This window comes from Glycomyces tenuis DSM 44171 (assembly GCF_000427885.1).
Classification (GTDB): Bacteria; Actinomycetota; Actinomycetes; order Mycobacteriales; family Micromonosporaceae; genus Glycomyces; species Glycomyces tenuis.
On record NZ_ATYW01000009.1, the window covers coordinates 114,064 to 139,150 of the forward strand.

General features: G+C 69.7%; 23 protein-coding genes. 12 read left to right on the forward strand and 11 right to left on the reverse strand.

From position 1 onward, the window contains the following. Position 1 precedes the first annotated feature (1 nt). Together YWW_RS0112155 and YWW_RS0112160 are read right to left on the reverse strand one after the other, a co-directional pair. Positions 2–787 (reverse strand): SGNH/GDSL hydrolase family protein, encoded by a 786-nt coding sequence (locus tag YWW_RS0112155; protein ID WP_051325711.1) that lies wholly within the window; start codon positions 785–787, stop codon positions 2–4. A 143-nt stretch (positions 788–930) separates the two neighbouring features. Continuing rightward, positions 931–1,875: a DMT family transporter gene (locus YWW_RS0112160; RefSeq protein WP_026930333.1), complete on the reverse strand. Its 945-nt coding sequence runs from the start codon at positions 1,873–1,875 to the stop codon at positions 931–933. A 122-nt stretch (positions 1,876–1,997) separates the two neighbouring features. On the opposite strand from YWW_RS0112160, the gene YWW_RS34065 reads away from it, so the two are divergent. Then, positions 1,998–2,621 carry a hypothetical protein gene (locus YWW_RS34065; protein ID WP_026930334.1) on the forward strand — a complete coding sequence of 208 codons (624 nt, stop codon included), beginning with the start codon at positions 1,998–2,000 and terminating at the stop codon, positions 2,619–2,621. Here the strand turns inward: YWW_RS34065 and YWW_RS0112170 are convergent. Beyond that, entirely contained in the window at positions 2,618–3,121 is a 504-nt protein-coding gene (locus YWW_RS0112170) for an Lrp/AsnC family transcriptional regulator (RefSeq protein ID WP_026930335.1), read from the reverse strand. The genes YWW_RS34065 and YWW_RS0112170 overlap by 4 nt on opposite strands. A 90-nt stretch (positions 3,122–3,211) precedes the next feature. On the opposite strand from YWW_RS0112170, the gene YWW_RS0112175 reads away from it, so the two are divergent. Both YWW_RS0112175 and YWW_RS0112180 read left to right on the forward strand, forming a co-directional pair. Further along, positions 3,212–4,420, forward strand: a complete 1,209-nt coding sequence (locus YWW_RS0112175) for an MFS transporter (RefSeq protein ID WP_035704436.1) — start codon at positions 3,212–3,214, stop codon at positions 4,418–4,420. Positions 4,421–4,469: 49 nt separating this feature from the next. Further along, the gene (locus YWW_RS0112180; protein ID WP_026930337.1) at positions 4,470–5,672 is read left to right on the forward strand and encodes a sulfotransferase family protein; all 1,203 of its coding nucleotides are present in this window, start codon (positions 4,470–4,472) and stop codon (positions 5,670–5,672) included. A 94-nt stretch (positions 5,673–5,766) separates the two neighbouring features. On the opposite strand, the gene YWW_RS0112185 is transcribed toward YWW_RS0112180, so the two are convergent. After that, positions 5,767–6,741, reverse strand: coding sequence for a carbohydrate ABC transporter permease (locus YWW_RS0112185; RefSeq protein WP_026930338.1), 975 nt, complete (start codon positions 6,739–6,741; stop codon positions 5,767–5,769). Continuing rightward, a complete protein-coding gene (locus YWW_RS29980; protein ID WP_081687415.1) occupies positions 6,738–7,682 on the reverse strand; it encodes a carbohydrate ABC transporter permease in 945 nt (314 codons plus the stop codon). Before YWW_RS29980 ends, YWW_RS0112185 begins: the two co-directional genes overlap by 4 nt. A gap of 387 nt (positions 7,683–8,069) precedes the next feature. Between YWW_RS29980 and YWW_RS0112195 the strand changes: the two genes are divergently transcribed. The 3 genes from YWW_RS0112195 (at position 8,070) to YWW_RS0112205 (ending at position 12,742) form a co-directional block, all read left to right on the forward strand. Next, positions 8,070–9,077, forward strand: coding sequence for a hydroxyacid dehydrogenase (locus YWW_RS0112195; RefSeq protein WP_026930339.1), 1,008 nt, complete (start codon positions 8,070–8,072; stop codon positions 9,075–9,077). Positions 9,078–9,203: 126 nt separating this feature from the next. Next, the gene (locus YWW_RS0112200) at positions 9,204–12,146 is read left to right on the forward strand and encodes a glycoside hydrolase family 2 TIM barrel-domain containing protein (protein WP_026930340.1); all 2,943 of its coding nucleotides are present in this window, start codon (positions 9,204–9,206) and stop codon (positions 12,144–12,146) included. 113 nt (positions 12,147–12,259) lie between these two features. After that, on the forward strand, positions 12,260–12,742 hold the full coding sequence (locus YWW_RS0112205) for a deaminase (protein ID WP_026930341.1): 483 nt from the start codon (positions 12,260–12,262) through the stop codon (positions 12,740–12,742). A 49-nt stretch (positions 12,743–12,791) separates the two neighbouring features. Here the strand turns inward: YWW_RS0112205 and YWW_RS0112210 are convergent, their stop codons facing one another. Both YWW_RS0112210 and YWW_RS0112215 read right to left on the reverse strand, forming a co-directional pair. Then, positions 12,792–14,795: an acyltransferase family protein gene (locus YWW_RS0112210; RefSeq protein ID WP_026930342.1), complete on the reverse strand. Its 2,004-nt coding sequence runs from the start codon at positions 14,793–14,795 to the stop codon at positions 12,792–12,794. A 264-nt stretch (positions 14,796–15,059) separates the two neighbouring features. Continuing rightward, positions 15,060–16,256 carry a Gfo/Idh/MocA family protein gene (locus tag YWW_RS0112215; protein ID WP_026930343.1) on the reverse strand — a complete coding sequence of 399 codons (1,197 nt, stop codon included), beginning with the start codon at positions 16,254–16,256 and terminating at the stop codon, positions 15,060–15,062. Positions 16,257–16,366: 110 nt separating this feature from the next. Here YWW_RS0112215 and YWW_RS0112220 point away from each other — a divergent pair, with 110 nt between their 5' ends. Both YWW_RS0112220 and YWW_RS29985 read left to right on the forward strand, forming a co-directional pair. Next, positions 16,367–17,188, forward strand: coding sequence for a helix-turn-helix domain-containing protein (locus tag YWW_RS0112220; RefSeq protein ID WP_155830151.1), 822 nt, complete (start codon positions 16,367–16,369; stop codon positions 17,186–17,188). A 94-nt stretch (positions 17,189–17,282) separates the two neighbouring features. Beyond that, positions 17,283–18,035 carry an alpha/beta hydrolase family protein gene (locus YWW_RS29985; protein WP_051325714.1) on the forward strand — a complete coding sequence of 251 codons (753 nt, stop codon included), beginning with the start codon at positions 17,283–17,285 and terminating at the stop codon, positions 18,033–18,035. A 63-nt stretch (positions 18,036–18,098) separates the two neighbouring features. On the opposite strand, the gene YWW_RS0112230 is transcribed toward YWW_RS29985, so the two are convergent. After that, complete coding sequence (locus tag YWW_RS0112230; RefSeq protein WP_026930345.1) at positions 18,099–18,359, reverse strand: hypothetical protein; 261 nt, start codon at positions 18,357–18,359, stop codon at positions 18,099–18,101. After that, positions 18,356–19,168, reverse strand: a complete 813-nt coding sequence (locus tag YWW_RS0112235) for a phytanoyl-CoA dioxygenase family protein (RefSeq protein ID WP_026930346.1) — start codon at positions 19,166–19,168, stop codon at positions 18,356–18,358. The genes YWW_RS0112230 and YWW_RS0112235 overlap by 4 nt, the downstream gene beginning before the upstream one ends. 70 nt (positions 19,169–19,238) lie before the next feature. Here YWW_RS0112235 and YWW_RS0112240 point away from each other — a divergent pair, with 70 nt between their 5' ends. The 4 genes from YWW_RS0112240 to YWW_RS0112255 all read left to right on the forward strand — a co-directional run bounded on the left by YWW_RS0112240 (position 19,239) and on the right by YWW_RS0112255 (position 23,388). Next, positions 19,239–20,003, forward strand: a complete 765-nt coding sequence (locus YWW_RS0112240; protein ID WP_026930347.1) for a helix-turn-helix domain-containing protein — start codon at positions 19,239–19,241, stop codon at positions 20,001–20,003. Positions 20,004–20,498: 495 nt separating this feature from the next. Then, on the forward strand, positions 20,499–21,233 hold the full coding sequence (locus YWW_RS0112245) for a GOLPH3/VPS74 family protein (protein ID WP_026930348.1): 735 nt from the start codon (positions 20,499–20,501) through the stop codon (positions 21,231–21,233). A 23-nt stretch (positions 21,234–21,256) separates the two neighbouring features. After that, positions 21,257–22,762 (forward strand): APC family permease, encoded by a 1,506-nt coding sequence (locus tag YWW_RS0112250; protein ID WP_026930349.1) that lies wholly within the window; start codon positions 21,257–21,259, stop codon positions 22,760–22,762. Beyond that, positions 22,759–23,388: a GNAT family N-acetyltransferase gene (locus YWW_RS0112255; RefSeq protein ID WP_051325715.1), complete on the forward strand. Its 630-nt coding sequence runs from the start codon at positions 22,759–22,761 to the stop codon at positions 23,386–23,388. The genes YWW_RS0112250 and YWW_RS0112255 overlap by 4 nt, the downstream gene beginning before the upstream one ends. Positions 23,389–23,499: 111 nt before the next feature. Here the strand turns inward: YWW_RS0112255 and YWW_RS0112260 are convergent, their stop codons facing one another. Next, entirely contained in the window at positions 23,500–24,555 is a 1,056-nt protein-coding gene (locus tag YWW_RS0112260; protein ID WP_026930351.1) for a serine hydrolase domain-containing protein, read from the reverse strand. Further along, positions 24,552–25,082 carry a PadR family transcriptional regulator gene (locus YWW_RS0112265; protein ID WP_026930352.1) on the reverse strand — a complete coding sequence of 177 codons (531 nt, stop codon included), beginning with the start codon at positions 25,080–25,082 and terminating at the stop codon, positions 24,552–24,554. Before YWW_RS0112265 ends, YWW_RS0112260 begins: the two co-directional genes overlap by 4 nt. Between the last annotated feature and the right edge of the window lie 5 nt (positions 25,083–25,087).

The window sequence follows — 25,087 nt, forward strand, 5'->3', positions numbered from 1 at the left end:
ATCACAGTGCGGCGGTGATCGCGGGCAGGTAGCCCTTGGCGTGACCGGGACGCTTGGGGTGGTACGAGTCCCCCACCGGGTAGGTCAGGCCGTGCAGCCATTCGTCGTCGTCGCACACGGCGTGGCCCTCGAACTCGTCGCGGACGTCGACGTAGGTGAAGCCGTGGTCGACCGCGGCGCTCTCGATGACCTCGGAGAGCAGGTCGGCGCCCTGATTCATCCGCCGCTGCTCCCCCTCGCCGATCAGCCCGAAGGCGTCGCAGGCCTTCGTGGCGGAGAACAGGCGCGGATAGCCGAGCACGTACACCTCGGCGTGCGGCGAGCGGGCGGCGATGTCGCTGTAGACGGCGTCGAGCAGGCCCGGCAGCTCGTTCTCGGCTATCCGCTCGGACCGCTCGATGTCGCCGGTGCAGTCGTAGGCGGGGATCATGCACGCCACGACGGCCTCGTTCCAGTCGATGTCGTTGCCGCCGACGGTGAGCGTGACGAGGTCGGTGTCCTCGTCGAGGGCGGCGGCCTGTTCGGCGAGCACGTCCCCGGTGGTGGCGCCGAAGCAGGCCTCGAAGCTCAGTTCGGCCCCCAGCCGCTCGGCGAGGAGCGCCGGGTAGGCCAGGTCCGAGCGCTTGCAGGCCGAGTCGGTGTAGGAGCCGGTGCCGCTCCCCGAGGAGTAGGAGTCGCCGAGGGCGACGTAGTCGACGGTCGTCCGGGCGTGGGCGGCGGCGGGCAGCGCGGCGGACAGGGCGAGCGAGACGGCGGCGAAGGTCGTGATACGTCGCAAGGTGTGCATACGGGACTCCGTTCGAATCGTGGTCGACGGCGGAACCGTATACTCAACAGTGGATAATATTCATGAAATCGCCGAAAATCGCGCAGTCGGCCGCTCCGCGCCGTACAGCGCCTTCGAGGCGCATATGCGGCACCGCGGGGCCGCTACCGCACGGGCGGCGCGACCGGTTCGACCGGCTGCGGCGCCGCGGCGGCGACCTCGGCCGCCGCTTCGGGGCGGCGGCTCTTGGACCGCGAGACCGCCACGCCCAGCAGGCACAGCGCCCCGCCGGCGAGGGTCAGCCAGCTCGGCACCTCGCCGAGGAACGCCCACGACATGAGCACCACCAGCGCCGGGACGATGTAGGTGGTGGCGCCCATCTTGCCGGCGGTGGTGCGCTTGAGCGCGTACGCCCACGTCATGAAGGCCAGCGCGGTGGGGAACACGCCGAGGAAGACGACGTGGAGCGTCGCGGCGGCGGGGGCCTCGCCGAGCTCGGAGGCCAGCGCGGGCGCGAACGGCAGGCACAGCACGGCGGCGATGGTGGAGCCGAAGGCGGTGAACTGCAACGGCGAGGTGTGGCGCAGCGCCGGCTTCTGCGCCACGACGCCGATGGCGTAGGTGACGGCGGCGATCAGGCACAGGACGACGCCGAGGACGGAGGTGGCGCCCTCGCCGGACATGGAGAGGCTGACGACGAGCACCCCGGCGAAGGAGACGGCCATGCCGATGAACAGCCGCGGCGCGAAGCCCTCCTTCAGGACCCAGCCGCCGAGCAGCGCGATCAGGATCGGGCCGATGTTGACCACGAGCGCGGCGGTCCCGGCGTCGACCAGCTGCTCGCCCCAGTTGAGGGCCACCATGTAGACGCCGAACCACAGCACGCCGGCGGTGACGATCCCCGGCCACGCCCTGCGGTCGGGCAGGCCCTCGCGCCGCAGCGCCCAGATCGCGAGCAGGACGACGGCGGCGATGCCCATGCGCCCCAAGGTGAGCGGGCCGGGCTCGACGTACCGGCCGGCGTCGCGGATCGAGACGAACGCCGAGGACCAGAACAGGACGGTGACGCCCGCCGCCAGGGCGGCCGCGGTGCTGGATCGTTGGCTCATGGTGAAGCCTTTCTCCATGGGGGACGGGGCGTCGGGTCGGCGCCAAGGCGACGGTAGCACCGGGGGGCGACAGTCGGGAACCGGAATTCTCCCGGAGGCGTCCAAGGGGTATGCATGCACAAATGACACTTTTCAGACTGCTCCCTGTCGCGGCGCTGCTCGCGCTCGCCGCCTGCGGAGCCGGCGAGCGCGGCTCGGACGAGCCGGAAGGCGGATCGGGCCAGGGCGAGGCGGAGGAGACGGTCTACCAGGGCGCGCTGACGGTGCTCGAGAACGAGGAGCACGGCCCGCAGCTGGCGGGCGTCGTGGCCCAGTCCTATCCGCCGCAGGGCGGCGGCCTCGACGTCGCGGGCTGGGACTGGGCGGCCGTCGAGCACGAGGAGGCGGCGGGCACCCGGTGGGGCACGTACCTGGTGACCGGCACCTTCGACGGCGAGGCCCTCGTGCTCACCGAGGAGCCGGTCCCCGCCGGTGAGATCGACATGGCCGACTACCCGCACCTGGAGCACACCGAGCCGCCGGCCCCCGAACCGGCCGAGGAGCTCTCGGACGCAGAGCTCCAGGGCATCGTCGACGACCTCGCCGAGCGCTTCCCTGCGGTGGTCAACAGCGGCCGGCCCGACACCGAGCACGGCGTGGCGCGGATCGACGCGACACTGGTGACCCCCGAGCTCGAGTCGTACGCGGCCGAACAGTACCCCGAGGGGGCGGTCGTGTTCGCTTCGATGCTGAAGCAGGTTCCCTAGGGCCGTTGCCAGCCTTCGGCGTCGGTGACCTCCCGCTCGAGGACCGACGGCTCGAGCGGCCGGTCGTCGTACTGCGTGGACAGCACGATGTGGGTGCGCATCTCGCCGTGCTCGCCGAGCCGCTCGACGAAGCCTTCGAAGTGCGTCAGCGACGCTGAGCGGACCTTGAGCATGGTGCAGTACTCGCCGCTGAGCTTGTGGATCTCGGCGATCTCCGGGTAGTCCTCGGCTCCCGAGGTGCGCAGCAGGCACTGGCCTCTCGCGCACCGCAACTGGACGAACGCCAGCAGCGGCTGCCCGGCCCGCTCGGGGTCGACCCGCGCGGCGTAGCCGGTGATGACGCCGGACTCCTCCAGTCGCCGGACCCGCTCGGCGACCGAGGGGGCCGAGAGGTGGACGCGGCGGCTCAGCTCGTTGTACGACAATCGGGCGTCGCGCTGGAGTTCGGCGAGGATCTTCCAGTCGACGTCGTCGAGTGCTGCCGAACGGAACGCGTTCATGCCCGAATTCCTTTCGTTCGCAACGCGGGCGGGCCCGATCGCACCTCGTCGCCCATTCACGCGGGCCCGGATGCTCCATAACCTCATGGCATGGGAATCCACGGTACTGCCGCGGCCGCCGCGACGGGGCCGCGATCGGACGCGGGCCGCCGCGCGGTCCGGACGCTCTGGGCGGCCTGCGTCATCGGCGGTTTCGCGCAGTCGCTGACCGGGACGGCCGCTTCGCTGCTGGCGCACGAGGTCGGCGGCACCGGCGCCGCCGGGTGGCCGCAGACGGCGCAGGTGGCGGGGGCCGCCGGCGCCGCCGCGCTGGCCTCGCGCCTGACCGTCTCGCTCGGCCGCCGCCGGGCCTTGGCCGCGGGCGCGGCGAGCGCGGCGGTCGGCTCGCTCGTCGTCACCTCGGGCGCCCTGGCCTCGGCGCTGGCGCTCATCGTGGCGGGCAGCGCGCTGCTCGGCGCGGGGGGCGCGGCGGTCATGCTCTGCCGGTACGCCGCCGCCGAGACGGTGTCCGAGCCCATGCGGGCCAAGGCGATGGCCTCGGTCCTGACCGCGACGACGGTCGGGGCCGTCGCCGGGCCGAACCTGCTGGCCCCGGCGAGCCGCGCCGCCGCGGACCTCGGCCTGCCCGCGCTCGGCGGCGCCTACGTCTTCGGGGCGGCGGCGTTCGCGCTCATGGCGGTCGTGCTCGCGGCCGGGCCGCGGGGAGCGGCGGCCGGGGCACGGGCGGCGGAGGCGGACGCCGAGGCCGCCTCGACCGCTTCGGCGGCGCCGGGCCTGACGGTGCTCGCCTTGTCCAATCTGGTCATGGTCGCGGTGATGACGATGGCACCGGTGCAGATGGAGCACGCCGGCGGGCACTTGGGCGGGATCGGGTTGATGGTCAGCGTCCACATCGCCGGGATGTTCGCGCCCTCGCCGGTGAGCGCGCGTCTGGTGGGCCGCTTGGGCGCTCGGCGCGCCGCGGCGCTGGCGGGCTTGGTGATGGCCGCCTCGTGCACTCTGGCGGCGGCCGACGCCCACTCGACGGCGGCGCTCACGGCGGCGATGGCGCTGCTCGGCGCCGGGTGGAACCTCGGCCTGGTCTCGGGGAGCGCGCTGCTGACGGCCTCGCTGCCGCGCGAGGTCCGGCTGCGCCGCGAGGGCCTGGGCGAAGTGGTCATGGGCGTCGCCGCCGCCCTCGGCGGTCTGGCGTGCGGGCCGCTGGTAGCGGTGGGCGGGTACCCCGCGCTGGCGGCGTGCGGCGCGGTGGCGGCAGCCCTCGTCCCCGGTCTCGTCGGCCGTCTGGACCAGCGGGTGTGACTGTGCGAGAATGGCCCGACCCCATCGGACTATGAGGAGCCACCCCCGAATGCGCCGCAAGTCTATGACCACGAACGTGCTCAACGTCCTGTTGAAACCGACGGCGGTGAGCCAGCGCCGCCCCGACCGCGTCTTCGACTCGATCGTCGCGAAGGCCGAGAAGGCCACCGGCGGCGACGCCGCCGCCGTCTCCGGGTTCATCGAGGAGTTCCGCTTCCTGATGCGGTGCTTCACCACCGATTCCGCTCTGAGCCCGATGGGGTGGCAGAGCGTGGTGGGCGACCTGCGAAACCGCATCGAGAACCGCCTGCGCGTCCAGCGCATCCTCGCCGAGACCCCGGCCGTCGCCGATGAGACGATCGAGCGGCCCGTCTTCATCGCCGGGCTGCCGCGCACCGCCACCACCTTGGCCCACAACATCATCGCCAAATCGGCCGACCACCGCGGGCCGGCGCTGTGGGAGTGGATGTTCACCGATCTCGACCGCGGCGAGGCGACGAAGCGCCGCCATATCAGGGACACCCAGCGGATGGTCGGCACGTTCATGCGCCTGGCGCCGGCGTTCAGGGTCATCCACCCGCTCAACGCCGAGAAGCCCGACGAGTGCAACTACCTGCTGCCGCACGGCAGCCACCACCTGGCGCGGGTGCTCATGCCGGAGTACCACGAGTGGCTGAAGGACCGCGACCACCTGCCCGACTACGAGTACCTGAAGCAGGCGCTCCAGGTCCTCCAGTACGGCAGGGAGCGCAAGCGGTGGATCCTGAAGTCCCCCATGCACCTCGAACGGATCCCGGCGATCCTGAAGGTGTTCCCCGACGCGACGATCGTGTGGACGCACCGCGACCCGGTCACGGTGATCGGATCGCTGTGCTCGATGGTCGAGGCGACGCAGACGATGCACGTGCGCCGTCCGGACCTGCACGGCATCGGGAAGATGTGGCTGGACGTCCAGGTGACGGCGATCGAGCGGGGGCGGGAGGCGCGCGTCGCGGCCCCGCGGGAGGCCTTCGTCGACGTGCCCTACACGTGGCTGAACGCCGAACCGCACGAGAAGGTCCCGAAGCTCTACGAGCTGATCGGCGCGAAGTGGACCGAGGCCGACGCCGACAACCTCGACGGCGTGCTGGCCCGGCCCGGGATCGGACGCCAGCACGAGTACGAGCTGTCGCGCTATGGGCTGAGCCCGACCGAGGTCGAGCGGGCCTTCGGGGACTACCCGCAGCTCGTCGAGACGCTGCGGCTCACCTGAGCGGCGGCCGCGGCGGGCGCATCCCTCTCTCACGCCCGTCCGTCGCGGCCGCTTCCCGTCCGCGCCGGAAGCGCGGCCCGCTCCGGCCCGCACCTCACTTGAGACTGCCCAGCGTGACCCCCGAGCGCCAGAACCTGGCCATGGCGATCATGAAGATCGCCAGGGGGATCGTCGAGAGCAGCGAACCCATGATCACCAGGCTCGTCAGGTCGGTGCCCGACTCGACGCGCTTGCCGGCCCACGCGTACAGGCCGAGCGCCAGCGTCCACTTGTCCGATCCGCGCAGCATCATCAGCGGCAGGAAGAAGCTGTTCCAGGCGCCGACGAACGCGAGCAGGAAGATCGTGGCCGCCCCGGAGGTCATGATGCGCACGACGATCTGGAAGAACAGCCGGAGCTCCCCCGCGCCGTCGACGCGGGCCGCGTCGAGCAGCTCGTCGGGGACCGAGGAGTCGCAGTAGACCTTGGCGAGGTAGACGCTGAAGGCGTTGACGAAGGAGGGGATCAGGACCGCCCAGACGGTGTCGACCAGGCCCATCTTGCTGAACAGCAGGTACAGCGGGAAGGCGAGCAGCATGCCCGGCACCAGGAAGGTGGCGACGACGAAGCCGAGGGCGATGCTGCGACCGCGGAAGCGGAACTTCGAGATCCCGTAGCCGGCGGCCAGGGCGATGACCGTGCTGACCAGGGCGCCGACACCGGAGTAGAAGACGGTGTTCAGCGTCCAGCGGACGAAGACGCCGTCGTCGTAGGTGAGGACCAGCTTCAGGTTCTCGACCAGGTTGAAGTCCCCGAACCACAGCCCTTCGAGGCCGGGCGAGGCGTACAGGTCCCGCTGGTCCTTGGTGGCCGAGACGATCAGCCACCAGACCGGGGCGACGGAGTAGACGAAGAACAGTCCGAGTCCGGCGAGGACGAACAGCTGGCCGGTGCGGGACTGCCCGTGCCCGACCGGCATGTCCTCGGCGGCCCTGGGCCGGCGCCGGCGTCTCGGCCGGGAGGGCGGCGCCGCGCGCCGGGCCGTCTCGTGTGCGGTGCTGTCGTCGGCGGTTCTGCTGGGTGCGGTCATGTCGTCGGCCTGTTCGCGAGCTTGTAGTAGACGAAGGAGACGATCCCGATGACCAGGGCCAGCAGCACCGACACCGCGGCGGCGTAGTGGTAGTTGTTGGCGTCGAAGGCCTGGTTGTAGATGAACAGGATCGGCGTGAAGTCCTTGGTGACGGTCTCCGGTGAGATCTGGCGGAACAGCAGCGGCTCGTTGAAGATCTGGACGAGGCCGATGATCGAGAGCATGCCCACCAGGGCCAGGGGCGCGCGCACGTGCGGGATCTTGATCGACCAGGCGATGCGCCATTCGCTCGCGCCGTCGACGCGGGCGGCGTCGAACAGCTCGCGGGGCACGCTCAGCAGCGCCGCGTAGATGATGAGCATGTTGAAGCCGATGGTGTTCCAGATGATCAGGTTGCCGATGGAGACCCAGAGCATCTCCGAGGCGAAGAAGTTCACTCCGAGGCCGAGATCGGCGAACACGGGCGTGAGAGGCCCCGAGCGGGGGCTGTAGATGTAGATCCACATGAGGGCGGCGACGATGCCGGGGACCATGTACGGGACCAGGAAGCCGAGCCGGAAGAACCGCACGGCCCGCCGCTTGGCCATGTCGAGCAGGAGCGCCATGGCGAGGCTGATGGCGAGCATGACCGGCACGACGATGAAGGCGAAGACCAGGACCCTGGTGATCGCCGCCCAGAACGTCGCGTCCTCGAATGCCTTGGCGAAGTTGTCGAACCACACGAACTCGGTGGTGGTGCCGCTCAGGCCGAGCCCGGAGGTCTGCTCTCGGAAGAACGCCTGCCAGACCGCGTAGCCCAGCGGGATGATGAACAGCAGGACGAATCCGGCGAAGAACGGCGCGGTGAACGCCGCGCCCTTCCATTTGAGCGCGGACGTCCAGTGCCGGGGGCGGCGGGCGTCGCCGACGTCGGCGTCGGGTGCTGCGCCTGTGGAGGTCACTGCATCGGGTCCCTTCTGGTCTGCTCGGCCGGGCGGCCGCCGCCGCGGTGCCCGGCGCCTCGTGCGCGGGCCGGTTCGGCGAGGCCCGCGCGGCACGTCCCAGTGTCGTCGACGCCTGACGGGGCGGTCGTTCGTCTCGGGGCGAGCGGTCCATCGGATGATAGATAACGGTCTCTAAAAATCTAAGTGCGGCCGGTCACGAACGCAAGCCGACGATGCGGAATCGTTACCTCATAGTCGACCGGTTCAAGCTCATGAAGGAGAATATGCACTTCAGAAGGCCGCTCGGCGCGAAAGGAAAATTGCCCTCCATGCGCTATCGACAAGAGGGCGGGCTGGCTCTACGGTAGAAACCGATATCTATCCGTGCCGACTGAAGGACCTCCAGTGGCTGATCGACCCCGCGCCCTGTTCGCCATGGGCCCCGAACACCTCCCCCGGTTGTTCCCCGAGCCGTTGATGCGGCGACTGACCGCCGTCCTCGACATCGACCCCGGGACCGTGGCCGAACACTTCGACGAGCCGCGCGCCGCCGCCGCGCTCGCCGAGGCGGAGGTGATCGTCTCCAGCTGGGGAGCGCCGAGACTCGACGCCGCCGCCGTCGAGGCCGCGCCCCGGCTCCACACGGTCCTGCACACCGCCGGCTCGGTCAAATGGCACATCACCCCCGCCGCATGGGACAGGGGCCTCGCCGTCTCCTCCGCCGCCGGCGCCAACGCCGTCCCCGTCGCCGAATACACCCTCGCCTCGATCCTCTTGGCCGGCAAGGGCATCTTCGACCTCCGCGAGGACTTCCGGGCGAAGCGCTCATTCGTGCTCGGCCGCGTCCACCCCCACGTCGGCAACTTCGGACGCGTCGTCGGCGTCATCGGTGCCTCCAGGATCGGCCGGAAGGTCATCGAACTGCTGCGGCCCTTCGACCTCGAAGTCCTCTTGGCCGACCCCTTCGTCGACGAGACCGAGGCCGCCGCCCTCGGCGCGCGGCTCGTCGAACTCGACGAGCTCGTGGCCACGGCCGACATCGTCTCCGTCCACGCCCCCGACCTGCGCGAGACGACGAACCTCCTCGACGCCGCCCGCCTGGCGGCCATGAAGGACGGCACCGTCGTCGTCAACACCGCCCGCGGGAACCTCGTCGACACCGAGGCCCTCACCGCCGAACTGCTCGCCGGGCGCCTGTCCGCCGTCCTCGACGTCACCACCCCCGAACCGCTGCCGACCGAATCGCCACTGTTCGACCTGCCCAACGTCTTCCTCACCCCGCATGTGGCCGGATCGCAGGGCAACGAGCTGTCCCGGATGGGCCTGTACATGGTCGAGGAGGCCGAACGCCTCGCCGCCGGGGAGCCGCTCCGCCACCGGGTGGACCCGGCGACCCTGTGGCGACAGGCTTGAGTGTGACACCGGTCTCACCTGGCTGCCCCGTCGCCGCAAGACGGCTAAGCTCCCGCGAGGCGGCGCTCGGGACGGGGCACGCGCCCGGTGGCGCCGGACGGACTGCATATGAAGGGAACCGTGGCGATGAGCCGAACTGATTCCGACAGCGATCTCTCCTACGTGGAAAATGTCAGCCCTGGCAGTGGGCGCCTCGCTCCTCGTGCTGCGCTGCCGTCTGATGCGGTCGTGTTCGGCCTCGACGGCGAGTGGCGTTTTCGGCTCGCGGCGGGGCTGCATGATCTCACCGAGGGCTTCGAGCGGCCGGACTGCGACGACGCGGGCTGGGAGACGCTTGCGGTGCCGTCGATGTGGCAGATGCAGGATCTCGACGGGGCGGCCCCGTACGGGAAACCGCAGTACACCAACACCGTCTTCCCCTTCCCGGTGGATCCGCCGCGCGTCCCCGACGCCAACCCGACCGGGGAGTACCGGCGCGTCTTCACTCTCCCGGCCGACTGGCCCTCGGCCGGTCGCACCGTCCTGCGCTTCGAGGGGGTCGACTCCTGTTTCGCGGTGTGGTGCAACGGGGTCCGGCTCGGGGACGGGAAGGGTTCACGCCTGCCGACCGAGTTCGACGTCACCGAGTACTTGGTCGAGGGGGAGAACACGGTCGCGGTGCGTGTCCATCAGTGGTCGGCCGGCTCGTATCTGGAGGACCAGGACATGTGGTGGCTGTCGGGCATCTTCCGGCCCGTCGCTCTCGTGCATCGTCCCGAGGGCGGCATCGATGATGTGTTCGTCCATGCCGACTACGACCACACCACCGGGCTGGGCGCCCTCCGCGTCGAAGCCGACGCCGAAGGCGCCCGGGTGAGCGTCCCCGAACTGGGCATCGACATCGCCGTCGGTGAATCGGTCGCGGTCGAGGTCGAGCCGTGGACGGCTGAGACGCCGCGCCTGTACGACGCCGTGGTGTCGACTCCTGTCGAGACCGTCAGACTGCGCTTGGGTTTTCGGACGGTGACGGTCGAGGATGGTCTGCTCAAGGTCAACGGGCACCGGATCCTGCTGCGGGGGGTCAACCGCCACGAATGGGACCCCGAGAACGGACGCACGCTGTCGGCCGAGACGATGCGGGCCGATCTTGAGATCATGAAGCGGCACAACATCAATGCGGTGCGCACCAGTCACTACCCGCCCGACCGGCGGTTCCTGGATTTGTGCGACGAGCTCGGCGTGTGGGTCGTGGACGAATGCGATCTGGAGACCCACGGGTTCATCCATGTCGGCTGGAAGGGCAACCCGTCCGCGGCGCCGGAGTGGCGCGAGGCCTACCTCGACCGGATGGCCCGCATGGTCGAGCGCGATAAGAACCATGCCAGTGTCATCATGTGGTCCCTGGGCAACGAGTCCCACACCGGCGCCAACCTCGCCGCGATGTCGGCTTGGGCCAAGGANCGCGACCCCGGCCGCCCCATCCACTACGAGGGCGACTGGGACTCCGGCTACGTCGACGTCTACTCCCGCATGTACGCCGACCACGCCGAGACCGACCTGATCGGCCAGGGCGCCGAGCCCGCGACGACCGACCCGGCGCTGGATGCGCACCGNNGNNGCNTNCCGTTCATCCTGTGCGAGTACGCGCACGCGATGGGCAACGGCCCCGGCGGNCTCGCGGAGTACCAGCGNCTGTTCGAGCAGCACCCNAGGTGCCAGGGCGGGTTCGTGTGGGAGTGGATCGACCACGGCATCCGCCGGCGCACTCCAGGCGGCCGTGAATGGTTCGCCTACGGCGGNGANTTCGGCGAGCCGCTCCACGACGGCAACTTCGTCACCGACGGCCTGGTCTTCCCCGACCGGACCCCCTCCCCCGGCCTCGTGGAGTACAAGAAGGTCATCGAGCCGGTCACGATCACCGTCGACCCCGGCTCGGCGACCGTGGGCGTGACCAGCGGATACGACTTCACCGACACCGCCCACCTGCGCTTCGGCTGGGCCTTGGAGGACGACGGTGCGACCGTCGCGGAAGGCGAGCTCGACGTGCCGGTCATCCAGGCGGGCGGCTCGGTGCTCGTCTCTTGGCCTGCGGCGCTGCGCGAAGCGGCCGCGACACCCGGCAACGGTGAGCGGTGGCTGACCGTGACCGCAACACTCGCGAAGGATCGCCCGTGGGCCAAGGCCGGACACACGATCGCCTGGGGCCAAGGGCGCATCGAAGCGGGGAAGCCGCTCGCCGAGCGCTCGCAGGCGAAACCGGCCGAGCCGTTCGTCCCCGGCGAGATGCCTACGGCCAGCGCGGTCTTCGACGCCCACCACCGACTGGTGCAACTGGGCGAGCTGGAATTCGAGGGGCCGCGCCTGGACCTGTGGCGCGCGCCCACCGACAACGACCGCCTCGGCTGGCACGGCAGCATCGCCGAACGCTGGCGCAAGGCAGGCCTGCACCGCCTAGAGCACAAGACGCTCGACATCGCCACAGAAGACGGGTGCACCGTGGTGCGCACGCGCGTGGCTCCCGCCGCCACCGACCTCGCGATGGAGGCGGTCTACCGCTGGCGCTTCGAGGGCGCGGCCAGAGCCTGGCTGACGCTCGAGACCCGGCCGCTCGGCGAGTGGGACTTCCCGCTGCCGCGACTCGGCCTCAGGATGGCCGTGCCGAAGGCGTTGGAACAGATCACCTGGTTCGGCGGGGGGCCCGGCGAGGCCTACGCCGACACCCGCGCCGCCGCCCGCATCGGCCGCCACAGCGCCACCGTCGCCCAAATGCAGACCCCGTACGTCTTCCCACAGGAGAACGGCTCCCGCACCGACGTTCGCTGGGCGACCCTGACAGGCGAGGGCCCCGGCCTCACCGTGCACGGCGCCCCGCACTTCGCACTGACCGTGCGGCCGTGGACCTCCGAAGACCTCGACACGGCCGAGCACCCCACAGACCTGGNCGAACGCGACCGGATCTACGTCAACCTCGACGCGGCACTCCAGGGCATCGGCACAGCCTCATGCGGACCGGGCGTACTCCCACAACACCGGCTCACCCCCCGCCCGACCGTATTCACCCTCGGATTCCAGGCAACTGGCCGAAGGTGATGTCGAAGGCCACGCCGAAGTGGGTGACCACACTCATCCGCGCCCTGGCCATCTGAACAGGCGCTACGCTCAAGACGGGATCGGACCGGAGAAGACGCTGGTGGAGAGACTGCATGGAGCTGAATTCAATGGACGAGGTACACCTGGCGCGGTGTGTGGCACTGGCACGGGCCGCGGCCGACGCGGGCGATGGGGCGTTCGGTTCGATACTGGTCGACAGCGCCGGACAGGTTCTGGCCGAGGACCTCAACCGGGAGACGACAGCGGGCGACCCGACGGCACACCCCGAACTGGCCCTGGTCAGGTGGGCGATCGCGTCACTCGAACCGGATGCCCGGGCCGCCTCAACTGTCTACACCTCCGGAGAGCATTGTCCGATGTGCGCTGCCGCTCATGCCTGGGCCGGACTCGGACGCATCGTCTACGCCGCATCGAGCGCGCAACTCGCGCAGTGGCGCGCCGGATGGGGGCTTCCCTCAGCGCCGGTCCGACCACTTTCGATCAACGAGGTGGCTCCGGGAATCACTGCGGTGGGCCCGGTTCCCCCCTTCGACGACCAGATGCGCGAGGTGCACGCGAACGCGCTCCCGAAGTGATTCGAGACCGTCCGGCCCGGCGGGATGCGGGCTCGATAGTCCCCGGTGTTCACCAGCCGGTGGCCTCCAGCACTGTCTGCTCCACAAAGGGCGCCAGCGTCGCCGAGTACGTCGCGGTGATGTGCGACTTGTCGCGGTAGGTCAGGATATTGCCGATCGCGGCCGGGCAGGTCCCCTCCGGGCACACGTACTCGGTGAGGTCGGCGAGGTGGACGTTGTCCGGCACGTTCGCGAGCGCCAGAGCCGGGTCGGTCTCGGCCTGGCTCGGCGCCGCCTCGTCGGCGCAGGCGTCCACGCCGTGCAGGCCGATGCAGTCCTCCGGGTAGTGCCCGATCCGGGGCAGGTCGCGGAGCGCGAGGACGTCGATGCCCCAGTGGTCCAGCTGGTGCCAGCGGTTCACGAAGCCGGTATAGGTCTGCTCGCCGTCTTCGAGCGCCCGGGTCGACAACGTCACGGCCAGGTCCGGGCGCAGCAGCTCCAGCTGGTCCATGACCCACCGATTCCACTCCATGCACTCGGGGTACACCTCGCCGCCCGGGTCGTACAGGACGCCCGTGCTGAACTGGCACGAGCTCTTGGTGAACACCAGCAGCCGCCAGCCGTTGTCGAGCGCGGCCTGTTCGAACGCGGGGAACCAGTGCCCGATTCGCGACGCCCCGACCAGCGCGATCGTGTGCTCGCCGCCGAGGTCGCCGTAGGCGCAGACGCGGCGGGTCTGATTGTCGCAGCCTTCGTCGTAGTAGTACGGAATGTCCTTGATCTCCGCGAGCGGCGGGATCATCGGCATGTCGTCGTCTTCGAGCTGAGCGAACAGCTCCGGGTCGGTGAGCGCCTCGGCGCCCAGGTAGACGTCGCCGCTCTCGAGCGCCTGGTCGATCTTGCCGTCGAGGCGCTCGGTGCGCTCGACCAGTTGCGCCTGCGCCACGCTCGCCACCCCCAGCACCGGGACCAGGAACGCCGCCGCCACCGCGACCGACTTCCCCCGGCTGAACCGGCGCCGCCTGGTCGGCAGTACGCGGTCCTCGACCGCCCACTTGGTCAGGAACGCCGCGCCCAGCGAGAGCGCCAGGACCGCCAGTCCGCCCAGGATGGACGCGCTCCGTTCGGCGTTCAGGTACAGGTACACCACCAGGATCGGCCAGTGCCACAGGTACAGCGCGTACGAGCGGTCGCCGAGCGCCGTCATCGGACCGGAGGCCAGGAACCGGTCGACCGCCCAGCGCTTGCCGGTGGTGCCGGCCAGGATCACCAGGATCGCGGCGCCGACCGGCCAGAGCGCGATATAGCCGGGGAACTGGTCCGACACGTTGAACAGCGCGCCGCACGCGATCAGCGAGAGCACGCCGATCCAACCGAGGGCGAAGCGGATCCACACCGGTATCCGAATCATCGGCAGAGCCATCGCGAGCATCCCGCCGAGCGCGAACTCCCACATCCGCGTCCCGGTGCTGAAATACGCCCAGGTCTGATTCTCGGCGGTCGCGGCGATCGAATAGGGCAGCGAGACCGCCAGCACCAGCGCGCAGGCGGCGAACGCGACCTTTCGCAGATGTCCGCCGACCACCTTGACCACCAAGGCGACCAGCGCCATGAGTGCTATCCACACCAGGTAGAACTGCCCCTGGATCGATAGTGACCAGAAGTGCTGCAAGGGACTGACCGGGTCGCTCCGATTGAGATAGTCGACCGTGCGCGCGGCGAGGATCCAGTTCTCGTAGTAGAGGGCCGAGGCGAGCGTCTCGGACATGACGGCGTGCGTGCGGTACCACGGCATCCACAGCCAGGCGATCACCGCAATGCCGAGCAGGACCACGGCGGCGGTCGGCACGAGCCTGCGCGAGAGGCGGGTCAGGAACACCACCGGCATGAGACGGCCGTGCTTCTCGTAGGAGCGCACCAGCGAACCGGTGATGAAGAACCCGGTCAACATGAGGAAGACGTCGACACCGCCGGATACGCGGCCGAACCAGATGTGATAGACGGCGACCAGTAGAACCGCGAAGGCCCGCAGCCCTTGGATCTCAGGTCGGTACTCATCGCGGAGATCCACCATGCCACCATATGGTACGCGGTTGGCGCAAAGGCGAACTTCCCATGTGAGACGAGCGAACCCCAGCCGAAACCGGTGCGACTTCGGCGAGACCCCGAACAGGAGCTTTTCTTCATCGTGCCGCGATGCCTGCGGGAACCCGTCCCTCATCACGGTCCTGTGGGATCAGTCGCGGGAGGCGCGCTCGACGTGTCGCAGGCGATGGACGCCGCAGCGGTGCTTCTCGGCCGCGTGCTCCGCCGTGATGACGAGGAGAGCGGCCGGTCGCTACAGGCCCTCGGGCGCGTCGCCGAAGTCGTCGATGCGGAGGCGTTCGCCGTCGCGCAGGGCGGACTCGTGGGCCACGAGGCCCGGGAGGGTGTAGCGGGCGGCGGCCCAGGCGTTCACGCTCGGGAGGCGCTGCTCGTTCACGGCGGTCACGAAGTCGTGCGCGAGCAGCTGGTGGCTGCCCATGTGCCCGTTGCCGAGCCCTTTGAACTCGACCGGCAGGAGGGAGGTGTCGTGCACGGGCGCGTGGCCGGAGATGAAGGAGTCGTGCAGCGCCGGGTCCACATTCGCCAGCATCGGGTCGTCGGCGCCCTGGCCGGGTTGCACCAGCTCGGTGAGGTCGTGCAGGGGGCCCGACCGTTCGTGCCAGAAGGTGGAGCGGGAGTTCTGCTCGAGGATGCCTTCGGTGCCGTAGAAGGCGAACCGGGACTCGGGGATCCAGTTGGCGAGGCCGACGCGGCGGAACTCGTTGGTGCGCATGCTGCCGCCGCCGGCCGTCTCGAACAGGGCGGTGGCGTTGGAGAAGTCGTTGTCGAACATGCTCACGGACTTGTCGAAGACGCCGTCGCCGCGCTGGTCGGGCACGCCGATGGCGCTGACACTGACGGCGTGGGTGTTCCAGGCGCCGAGCACGCCGCCGATGGCGTGGGTGGGGTACGTCATCGGCGGGAAGCTGGCGGTGCGCTTCCAGTCCGCGCCGCCGCTGTACTGGTAGGCGGTGTAGAAGCCGTGGTCCATGTCGTGCACGTAGTCGCCCTCGGCGTAGAAGAGCCGACCGAACGCGCCTTCGGCGGCCTTCTGCCTGGCGAGCACGGTGACCGGGTGGTAGAAGCTCGTCTCGCCCATCATGTAGGTGAGGCCGGTCTCCTTGACCGTGTCGATGATCGCGGCGATCTCCTCGACCGTGAAGGCCATCGGCACGGCCGAGTAGACGTGCTTGCCCGCGCGCAGCGCCCGCACCACGAGCGGCCCGTGGGTCCACCGCTGTGTGAAGACCGCGACGGCGTCCACGTCGGAGGCGAGCATCGCGTCGAAGTCGTCCTCGACGCCCGCCAGGCCGAGCTCGCCCGCGAGGGAGGCGGCGCGCTCGGCGAGGAGATCGGTCACGGTGACGCGCGAGACCCCGGGGTGGGCGTTGAACAGTTTCGCGAACGCGCCGGCGAACTGCCCGGCGCCGACGAAGCCGATGGAGAACACGGCGACACTCCTTGATGATCGAGGCTGATGGTGCGACCGGTGTCGGGCGCTGCGGCACCACCGTATAAGTTCTGATCGGAGAACTCTTCACTGATTGGAGCGAGTTTTTCTTGGATCCTCAGTTCGGGATCGCACCGCCGGAACTCGTGGGGTGGGCCGGGCGACCGATCCTCATGGACACCGCCCACCAGCACGACGACCTGGAGATCAACTTCGTCGCCGAAGGCGGGACGATGCTCTACCTGTTCGGCGGCGAGACCGTCGAGATCGGCCCCGGGTCAGTGGCCGCCTTCTGGGCCGCCGTGCCCCACCAGCTCGTCGCGAACGCCGCGACCCGGACTCACTGGGTCCACGTGCCGTTCGCGACGTTCCTCGGCTGGGGCCTGCCGACCGCCCTGATCGGGCGCCTCCTGTCGGGCATGCCGCTCATCGCCCCGCCGTCCGCGGTCATGGCCTCCGACCCCGCGAACTTCACCCAGTGGGCCGACGACCTCGCCAGCGCGCAGCCGGAGCGCCGCCGCATCCTGCTGCTCGAAGTCGAAGCCAGGGTCCGCCGCCTCGCACTGGACGCACCGCAGGAACCGACGCGCTCGTACTCCGGAGGCGATCCGGCGCTGCGCCATGTCGTCACGATGGTCCGGCACATCGCCGAGCACTTCCGCGAACCGTTGACCGTGGCCGACGTCGCCGCCGCCGCGCGCCTGCATCCCAACTACGCCATGACGCACTTCGGCAGGGTCGTGCGCACCACGATCATCGACTACCTCACCCGCTGCCGCCTCGCGGAATGCCGGCGCCTGCTCGTCACCACCGACCTGCCGATCGCGGCCGTCGCCGCCGATTCCGGCTTCAGCTCGGTCAGCCGCTTCTACGCCGCCTTCAAGACCGAATGCGGCGTACCGCCCGCCACCTACCGCCGCCAGCACCGATGACGGCCGGGTGCACACCGGATCTCCCGGCCGCGGTCGATGATCGCACCACCGGTGCACTTCAGACATCCCCTTTGACCAGTTAGGTTCGCACGCAATGGAATACTTCGACATCGAGCACGACGGCCGCGCGCTCCGCGGTGTGCTGCACCTGCCCGCCGCCGCGACCGGCGTCCCGGCGGTCGCGCTCTGCCACGGCTTCGGCGGCAACCGCGCCGAGTTCGGCTACACGTTCGTCCGGCTCGCCGAGCGCCTGGCCGAGCGCGGCGTCGCCGCCTGCCGGTTCGACTTCGCCGGCTGCGGCGACTCCGACGGCGACTTCGACGACCTCACGGTTTCCGACCAGGTCGCACAGGCCCTCGCGGTTCTCGACGCCTTGGCCGCTCACCCCGCGGTCGCCCCAGAGCGCCTGTCGCTCATGGGCATGAGCCTGGGCGGACTGACCGCGCAGCTCGCTGCTGCGCGGCGCCCGGTCCGGTCGCTCACGCTGTGGGCCCCGGCGGCGGGGGCCGTGGACATGGACGAGGCCGCGGCGAAGCGGCGCGCCGACGCCATCGCCGAGTTCGGATACGACGACTTCGGTGGCCTGCCGGTGCGTCAGCGGTTCGTCGACGACGCAGAGGGCATCGACCCGTTCGCCGACGCCGCCGCATACTCCGGCCCGGTGCTCCTGGCCGTCGGCACCGAGGACTTCGTGCTCGGCCCCGAACTCCTCGAGCGCTACCGGAGCACCTACGGCGACCGGCTCCACCGGCACGTCTTCGACGGCGTCGGCCACGGCTTCGAGACCGTGTCCGCACGCGAACGCCTCGTCGAGCTGACCGCGTCGTTCATCGAACGTCGCGCCTGAGCGCTTCAGGGCGGGCCGCGCCGTTCCGTGACGCCGACCGCCCGGATCCCACGGGCTTGCGGTTCACTCCAGCTTCTCGAAGAAGAATTCGTGCTTCATGTACGAGGTGTCGTACTCGTGCCCGGGGTACGGCGGGATGAGCTGGGAGGCCTGGAACAGCCGCCAGCCGTCGCGCAGGGCCTCGGTCCCGGTGTCGTACGGCGGCAGGTCGCTGTCGCCGGTGGTCGGCTCGGTCTTGCCGGTCCCGTCGTAGAAGGCCCAGGCCAGCACCTCCGAGTCGAGCGCGGAGTTGTTCAAGTAGAGAACGAGGACTTGCTGTTTCACGCGACCCTCCCGGGGCGGTTGGCGACGCGGGTCGCCCAGAGATCGATGTCGAAGGAGGCGTCGCCGGTCATGGCGCGCCACAGTTTGATGCGGTTGTAGACCTCGAGGCGGCCGGTGGCGTGTTCGCACCAGGGGAAGTGCCGGCCGAGCTCATGGGCGATCCGCGGGTCGTCGAGGTCGCTCGTGTCCCAAAGCCGCACTTGGGGAACGGTGGGGTTGAAGCGGATCTTGAACATGTAGCGGCGGGTGTCGGAGTCGTTGCGCCGGCCGCCGTGCCAGATGCCGTGGTGGAGGAGGACGACCGTGCCGGCCGGGCAGGTGAGCCGGGACTGGCCGCGCAGGTTCTGGTAGCGGCCGGTGTCGGACTCGTTGGTGCGGCGCAGATGCGAACCGGGGACGGACAAGGTGCCGCCCATGGTGCCGGTGACCTCGTGCGGGTAGTACATGAGCTGGACGTCGAAGGCGTCGGGACGGGTGTCGATGATGGCGTCGGCGTGGAGCGCCTGGGCGGCGCCCTCGCGCGGCTCACGGACATGGAGGGCGTGGTGGTCCACGGTCGGGTCGGGGCCGATGAGGCTGTGCAGCGCTCCGGCGACGGCTGGGGTCTCGATGAGGCGGCGCACGAAGGATCCCTCCTCGTACACCTTCGGGACCGGCTGTCCGTAATAGGCCACCGGGATTCCGGCGTCGAAGACGCCGATGGCCTCTTCGTTGAGGTCGTCGGGTATGACGGCGTCCATGCGGTGGAAGCCGGTCGCGACGAAGCGCGCGACCTCGACCGATGACAGGAGTGGTGCTGTGGTTGTCATGAGACGAGCGTATGGAGTATCTTGCCTGCTGTAATGGGTTGTAATCACCGACTAGTGGTTGGTTTTCACTATGCGGACCGTGGTCTTGCATCTGGACGAGCCGCCCGAGGTCGCCAACGCCGGGGTCTCGGTCCACGGCGTGACCGTGCGGTCCGAGAGCTTCCGTCTGCCCGACCTGTGGCAGCTGCACCTGTACTTCTATGAAGGCGAGCTCGAAGTGGGCGGCACGACCCACCCCATCAAGCCGGGGCGCGTGAGCCTGATTCCGGCCGACGCGGAAGTGCACTTCCGTTACCGCGGCCGCTCCGAGCACCTGTACGTCCATGCGCGCCTTGCCGATCGGGGCGCGGTCCACCAGGTGCCCGTCATGCGGGACGCCGGGGCCGCCGTGCCGATCCTCGACGGCATGCTGCGGCAGGCGATCGCGGCCGCGGCGCACACCCCGGCCCGGGCGAGCGCCGAGGTCTGGGCGTTCCTCTGGCGGCTGACGCAACTGCGGCCCGCGGAGCACGGCGGGCACCCTGCGGTCGCCGACGCGCTCGCCTATATCGAAGGGCGTTTGCCGAAGACGATCACCGTCCCTGATGTCGCGGCGGCGGTCGGCGTCTCCCATAACCACCTCACCCGCCTCTTCAGGGCCGCCACCGGCACCACCGTGGTCGCGCACATCCGACGCCGCCGTCTCGAACGCGCCGCCCACCTGCTGCGCGAGTCCACGCTCTCCATCCCGGCCATCGCCGCCTCGGTCGGCATCCCCGACCTCCAGGCCTTCAACAAGGCCTGCCGCCAGGAGCTGGGAGCGTCGCCGCGCGCGATCCGCGCCGCGACCGGGTGAGCTTCCACTGCCGCTCGGAGCCGCCGTGGCAGCTCCATCTCCGTCAGTCGCCGCCAACGATCGGCGCAAGCCGGTCGGCGACACCGTGCCCTGCGGGGACGGGTTCGGGCATGACGTCGCCGGGACGGGCGAATCCCGGGGAGGTCGGCGCCTTCCGGCATTCTGCGGTCCTTAGCGGTGCGCGGTCACATTGCTCGACCACAATGGATTTATTTGGGCACGCGCGCACCACTGGAAACGGATGTAACAGTCCAACGAACATTTTTCGCTCGCGAAAGCAGATTCCAGGCTTCAGAGGCTTGCCAAAGCACCACCGGCGCGGTTAGCTGTGCACAGATGGCCACACCACGACACATCTCGCGATAACCGAGCACCGATCGGCTGAACGGGCCGACCGCTCCGCTCCAGGCCCGACCCAGGGGGCCAGTGTGCCGACAATCCCATCAGATCCCGGTGGCCCTTCCATGTCCGAACCTGTCCACCTGCGAAAGGGCCATGAACATCCCCCATGAGATGCCGCCCGAGCTGCCCCGAGGCGACGGCAGAACTCCCGAGATCGAAATCCGCTGGAGAGTCGCGACGCCCGCGAGCTCGATGTTCGAGCCCACCGACGAGCTGGTCCTGTGCTGCCTCGACCAGACCACGTGGCGGCCGGTCACCCACCAGCGCGTCATCGGTCTCGGACTGGCCGCGTGCGTCATGGGACAGCTGCTGGCCGCCCGCCAGGTGCACCTGGTCGACCGGTCGATCGTCATGTCCCACTCCGCGCAGGCGCCCACCATGGTGATGCCGCTCGAGGTCTGGGAGATGGTCAAGGCCGAGCACACCGCCCAGCAGGTCAAGACCTGGCTGCTCTTCCTCGCGGAGCAGGGCATGGGAACAGGCCTCTTCGTCCGCGTCACCGAGCGCATGGCCTCCCGAGGGCTCGTCGCGATCGACCGCAGAGGCCGACGCGGTCGACGCACCGCCTACTTTCCCGCCGACCCGTCCGCCGCGGCGTGGCCGCTGGTCCGGATCAGGCAGGGCATCAAGCGCGACGCCCTCGAAGGTCGGGACGCGTTTCTGGCGGGCCTCTTGGCGCGCATGGGTTTCGAGCCGCTTCTCACCGACAGCGGCGCCGACCGGACTCGACTCGACCGAGCGATCCGCGCCATGGAGATGCCCATGCAACAACTCCTCACACATCTCGACGTCCTCGTCGGCCAGGCCGCAATGACGAGGCGCTTCTAATACCTGAAAGAAGGGATACTTCCTTGTCCTCCACCTCTCCGCCCCAGATCGGTTCGATAGCCGATCGCCTTGCCGCCGATCGTCTCGGAGTCATGGGGCTGCTGCACTTCTCGCTCACCGCAGCCACGCCCCTGACCGTCATCGCGGGCGTCACCGTCACCGGATGGGCGCTCACCGGGCAGATCGGCATACCGGTCGCCTTCGCCGCCATCGGCGTCGTCCTGGTGCTGTTCTCAGTCGGCTACACCACCATGGCCCGCCACATCTCCAACGCGGGCGCCTTCTACGCCTTCGCGGCGAAGGGCGTCTCGCCGACCGTCGGCGTCGGCGCCGCCCTGATCGCGTTGGTCGCCTACACGGGACTGTCGCTCGGCCTGTACGGCCTGGTCGGCGTGGCCGCCGCACCGCTCATCGAGAGCTGGACCGGCTGGGCCGCGCCCTGGTGGGTGCCCGCCGTCGGCCTGTGGCTGCTGGTCACCGTGCTCGGCACCCGCGCCGTCGATCTCAACAGCAAGTTCCTCGCCGTCCTGCTGAGCCTGGAGATGGCCATCATCGTCGTCTTCAGCGTCTCGAACCTCGGCCACCCCGTCGAGGGCACCCTCCACTTCGATGCCCTCGACCCCACCCTGTTGTTCACCTCCATCTCCGGTGCGCTGCTGGTACTCGGATTCCTGGGAATGGTCGGCGTCGAGATGCCGACCGTCTACTCGGAGGAGACCAAGAACCGCAGGCGGACGGTGCGCATCGCGACCGTCCTGGCGATCCTGATCCTGGCCGTGCTCTACACGATCGCGTCGTGGTCGATGACCGTCGCCGTCGGCCCGGACAACATCGTCCAGGCCGCCCGCGAGATGGACCTCGGCGTGTTCTTCATGCTCATCGAGGAGCAGATGGGCGCCACCATGGCCACCATCGCGGAGGTGCTGCTGGTGACCAGCGTCGTGGCCGCCGCGATCTCCTTCCACAACACGGTCGCCCGCTACACGTTCGCGCTGGGCCGCGAACACGTCCTGCCCGCCGCCCTCGGCGCCACCTCGGCCCGCACCGGAGCGCCCATGCGGGCCTCCCTGGTCCAGTCCGCGATCGCCGCCGTCGTCCTCGTCATCTACATCGCCGCCGACCTCGACCCGCTGGTGGACCTGTTCTACCTGTTCGGCACCTCCGGCGGTTTCGGCATCCTGGTGCTGGTCACGCTCGTCTCCGGCGCCGTGGTGAAGTACTTCTGGCGGAACCCGCGCGGCGAGACCGCCTGGAACACCCGTCTCGCCCCGGCACTGTCGACGGTCCTCCTCATTGCCATCACCACGATGGCGATCGTCTCGTTCGCCGACCTGCTCGGCGTCGGCCCCGATTCACCGCTGCCCACGGCGGTGCTCGTGATCTACGCGGCCGTGGCGGCCATAGGCATCACCTGGGGCCTGGTGCTGCGCAGCGCCAAACCGGAGCTGTACGCGCGGATCGGCACTGGCCCGGACGCCGTCATGGAGGAGACCGCACCCGAACCCGCCGAGGCCGGTGATCGACCGTGAACGGCGTGATCATCGAGACCGGTCACAGCGGGCCGAGCGCACCCGTCGCCGACCGGGTCGCCGCGGCCTTCAACACCTTGGACGTCGCCGAGTGGCTCGTCCCCGACGACCCCGCGGAACGGCACCGGATCATGGCCGGCCAGTTCGAGATGCTCATCGGCCCCGCACTGGACGGACACGGGCATGTCGACGCCGGCGTCGACCTCGACGGCGGCCTGGTCGGCGTGGCCGTCTGGCTCGATTTCACCCGCGCCGACTTCCCGTCCCCGCCTTTCTACGACGAGCGGCTCGCGGAGCTGTGCGGTGAGCACCTGCCCCGGTTCCAGGCGCTCGACGAGGCGTTCGGACGCCATCACCCGGACCCGTCGGCCGAGCCGCACCTGCACCTCGCGTTCTGCGCCGTCGACCCGGCCCACCAGCGCAAGGGCCTCGGTGCGCTCCTGCTCCAGCAGGGCCTGGCGCGGCTCGACAAGAGCGGCGCCGCCGCCTATTTGGAGGCCGCGAACAAGCCGCTGACCGACTGGTACGGCAGGCACGGCTTCGAGGGTCGCGGCGAACTCGTGCTCCCCGAGGGCCCCAGCATGTACCCGATGTGGAGGGCGCCGCACGGCGCGAAGTCGAACTGAACCGGTCGTTGCGGGGCCGCCGCGCTTGCGCGGCGGCCCCGCAACGATCGCCTCGTCGTGTGTCCAGCCGCCGCCTCGGCTTCGCGGCTTCCGGAGTGCCTGCGTCGCCGCTCATCGCAGTTGAGCGATGAGCCGCAACAGGAGCGGGTACGGAAGGCTGCGGGGGCGCATCTGGTTGACGGTGCCTGCGACGTAGAGGTCGCGTTCGGGGAGGTGGTAGAGCACGCTTCCGAAGGCGCCCGAGTGGCCGATCATCGCCGGGACCGGCGTGAGCGGTGACTGCCAGCGGGGGAGCTGAAACCGCATGATCCCGATGCCGTAGTCGATGGGGACGAGGCGCGAGAACACCGAGTTCCAGTGCGCGGTCATCTCGGCCAGGTACCGCGCGGGGAACAGCTTCCCTCCGATGAAGGCGCGGAGGAATCGCAACTGGTCAGGCGGCGTCGACACCATCGCGCCGTCGGGCGGGAACGAGGCGATCGTCTTCGGGATGCGCAGCGGTGTTCGGCCGTGCAGGATCGTCGCGACCTCGCCGTGGCGATCCAGCGTCCCAGGGGTGAACAGCCACGTGTCGCGCAAGCCGAGCGGTTCGGTGATCCGCTTGCGGACGGCCTGGTCGTAGCTGCCGGAGGTGAGCACCTCGATGACGCGTCCGAGCAGCTGGTAGTTGGTGTCGCAGTACTGCGCCCTACCCGGTGCCGAGGGGGCGAATCGGCTCGGCATGCGCCTCGCCATCTCGATGAAGTCCTCGAAGGACCAGGCGGCGTCGGCGCGGAGCATGTCGCCCATGAAGGTGGTGCCGTCGGGGCGCTTCTGCTCGAAGTAGTCCGGTATCCCCGAGGTCTGCGACAGCAGTTCGCGCACCGTGACGGCCGCGCCGTGGTCGCGCCCCCCGTGCGTGTTCAAGCCGCGCATCGTGTCCTCGCCGAGCAGCTCCGCGGCACGGGTGTCGAGCGTCAGAGCCTCCTCGTCGCGAAGTTGCATGATCATCGCGACGGTGTACAGCTTGGTGATGCTGGCGATGAAGTAAGGCCGGGTCGCGTCCCCGTGGCGCCAGGCGAATCCGGTGGAGGGCTGCTCGATGGCGAGGCTCAGCTCCGACACTCCGGGCTTGGCGGCGTAGCGGGCCGCGATTCGATCGAGCCTGGTGGAGAGCGGCGAGGTCATGGCGTGATCCGTTCGAATCGTCGTTCGGTGGCGTCGAGCCACTCGAGTTCGGTCTTGGCGTGAGCGATGCCGTTGGCGAGCGTGGCCAGACGGAGCGTATGCCCGATCTCGCCGGTGTCCGCCGGGACGGCGATCGCCTCCAAGGCCGCCAGCTGCTCGCCCACTTCCCGTCGGCGGGCGTGCAGCAGTTCGCGTATCGCCTCCGGGCTCATCCTGCCGGCGAAGAACAGGCGCGCCAGGAAGGGTTCGCGCGTCGGCGGCGTCCGCAAAGGCGATGCGAGCCACCGGTCCAGTTCGGCCAGTCCCTGCTCGGTGGCGCTGTGGAGATGCAGGTTGGGGCGTTCGTCCTGCACCACGGTGCGGCGGGACGCCAGGCCGTCCTCCACCAGGCCGGAGAGGGTGCGGTAGATCTGCGACTGGTCCGCCGTCCAGAAGTGCCCGACGCTGTCGTCGATGACCTTCTTCAGCTCGTAGCCGCTCATCGGCTGGATTGACAGGATCCCGAGGATGGCGTACCGGAGTGACATGGGAA

Bases quoted from the DNA above. Each gene is read 5' to 3' on its own strand.
- YWW_RS0112210 (WP_026930342.1), bottom strand. From the start codon at position 14,795: ATGGTGGATCTCCGCGATGAGTACCGACCTGAGATCCAAGGGCTGCGG.
- YWW_RS0112175 (WP_035704436.1), top strand. From the start codon at position 3,212: ATGGGAATCCACGGTACTGCCGCGGCCGCCGCGACGGGGCCGCGATCG.
- YWW_RS0112260 (WP_026930351.1), bottom strand. From the start codon at position 24,555: ATGACCTCGCCGCTCTCCACCAGGCTCGATCGAATCGCGGCCCGCTAC.
- YWW_RS0112185 (WP_026930338.1), bottom strand. From the start codon at position 6,741: ATGACCGCACCCAGCAGAACCGCCGACGACAGCACCGCACACGAGACG.
- YWW_RS0112265 (WP_026930352.1), bottom strand. From the start codon at position 25,082: ATGTCACTCCGGTACGCCATCCTCGGGATCCTGTCAATCCAGCCGATG.
- YWW_RS0112240 (WP_026930347.1), top strand. From the start codon at position 19,239: ATGCGGACCGTGGTCTTGCATCTGGACGAGCCGCCCGAGGTCGCCAAC.
- YWW_RS0112160 (WP_026930333.1), bottom strand. From the start codon at position 1,875: ATGAGCCAACGATCCAGCACCGCGGCCGCCCTGGCGGCGGGCGTCACC.
- YWW_RS34065 (WP_026930334.1), top strand. From the start codon at position 1,998: ATGACACTTTTCAGACTGCTCCCTGTCGCGGCGCTGCTCGCGCTCGCC.
- YWW_RS0112235 (WP_026930346.1), bottom strand. From the start codon at position 19,168: ATGACAACCACAGCACCACTCCTGTCATCGGTCGAGGTCGCGCGCTTC.
- YWW_RS0112180 (WP_026930337.1), top strand. From the start codon at position 4,470: ATGCGCCGCAAGTCTATGACCACGAACGTGCTCAACGTCCTGTTGAAA.
- YWW_RS0112205 (WP_026930341.1), top strand. From the start codon at position 12,260: ATGGAGCTGAATTCAATGGACGAGGTACACCTGGCGCGGTGTGTGGCA.
- YWW_RS0112245 (WP_026930348.1), top strand. From the start codon at position 20,499: ATGAACATCCCCCATGAGATGCCGCCCGAGCTGCCCCGAGGCGACGGC.
- YWW_RS0112170 (WP_026930335.1), bottom strand. From the start codon at position 3,121: ATGAACGCGTTCCGTTCGGCAGCACTCGACGACGTCGACTGGAAGATC.
- YWW_RS29985 (WP_051325714.1), top strand. From the start codon at position 17,283: ATGGAATACTTCGACATCGAGCACGACGGCCGCGCGCTCCGCGGTGTG.
- YWW_RS0112155 (WP_051325711.1), bottom strand. From the start codon at position 787: ATGCACACCTTGCGACGTATCACGACCTTCGCCGCCGTCTCGCTCGCC.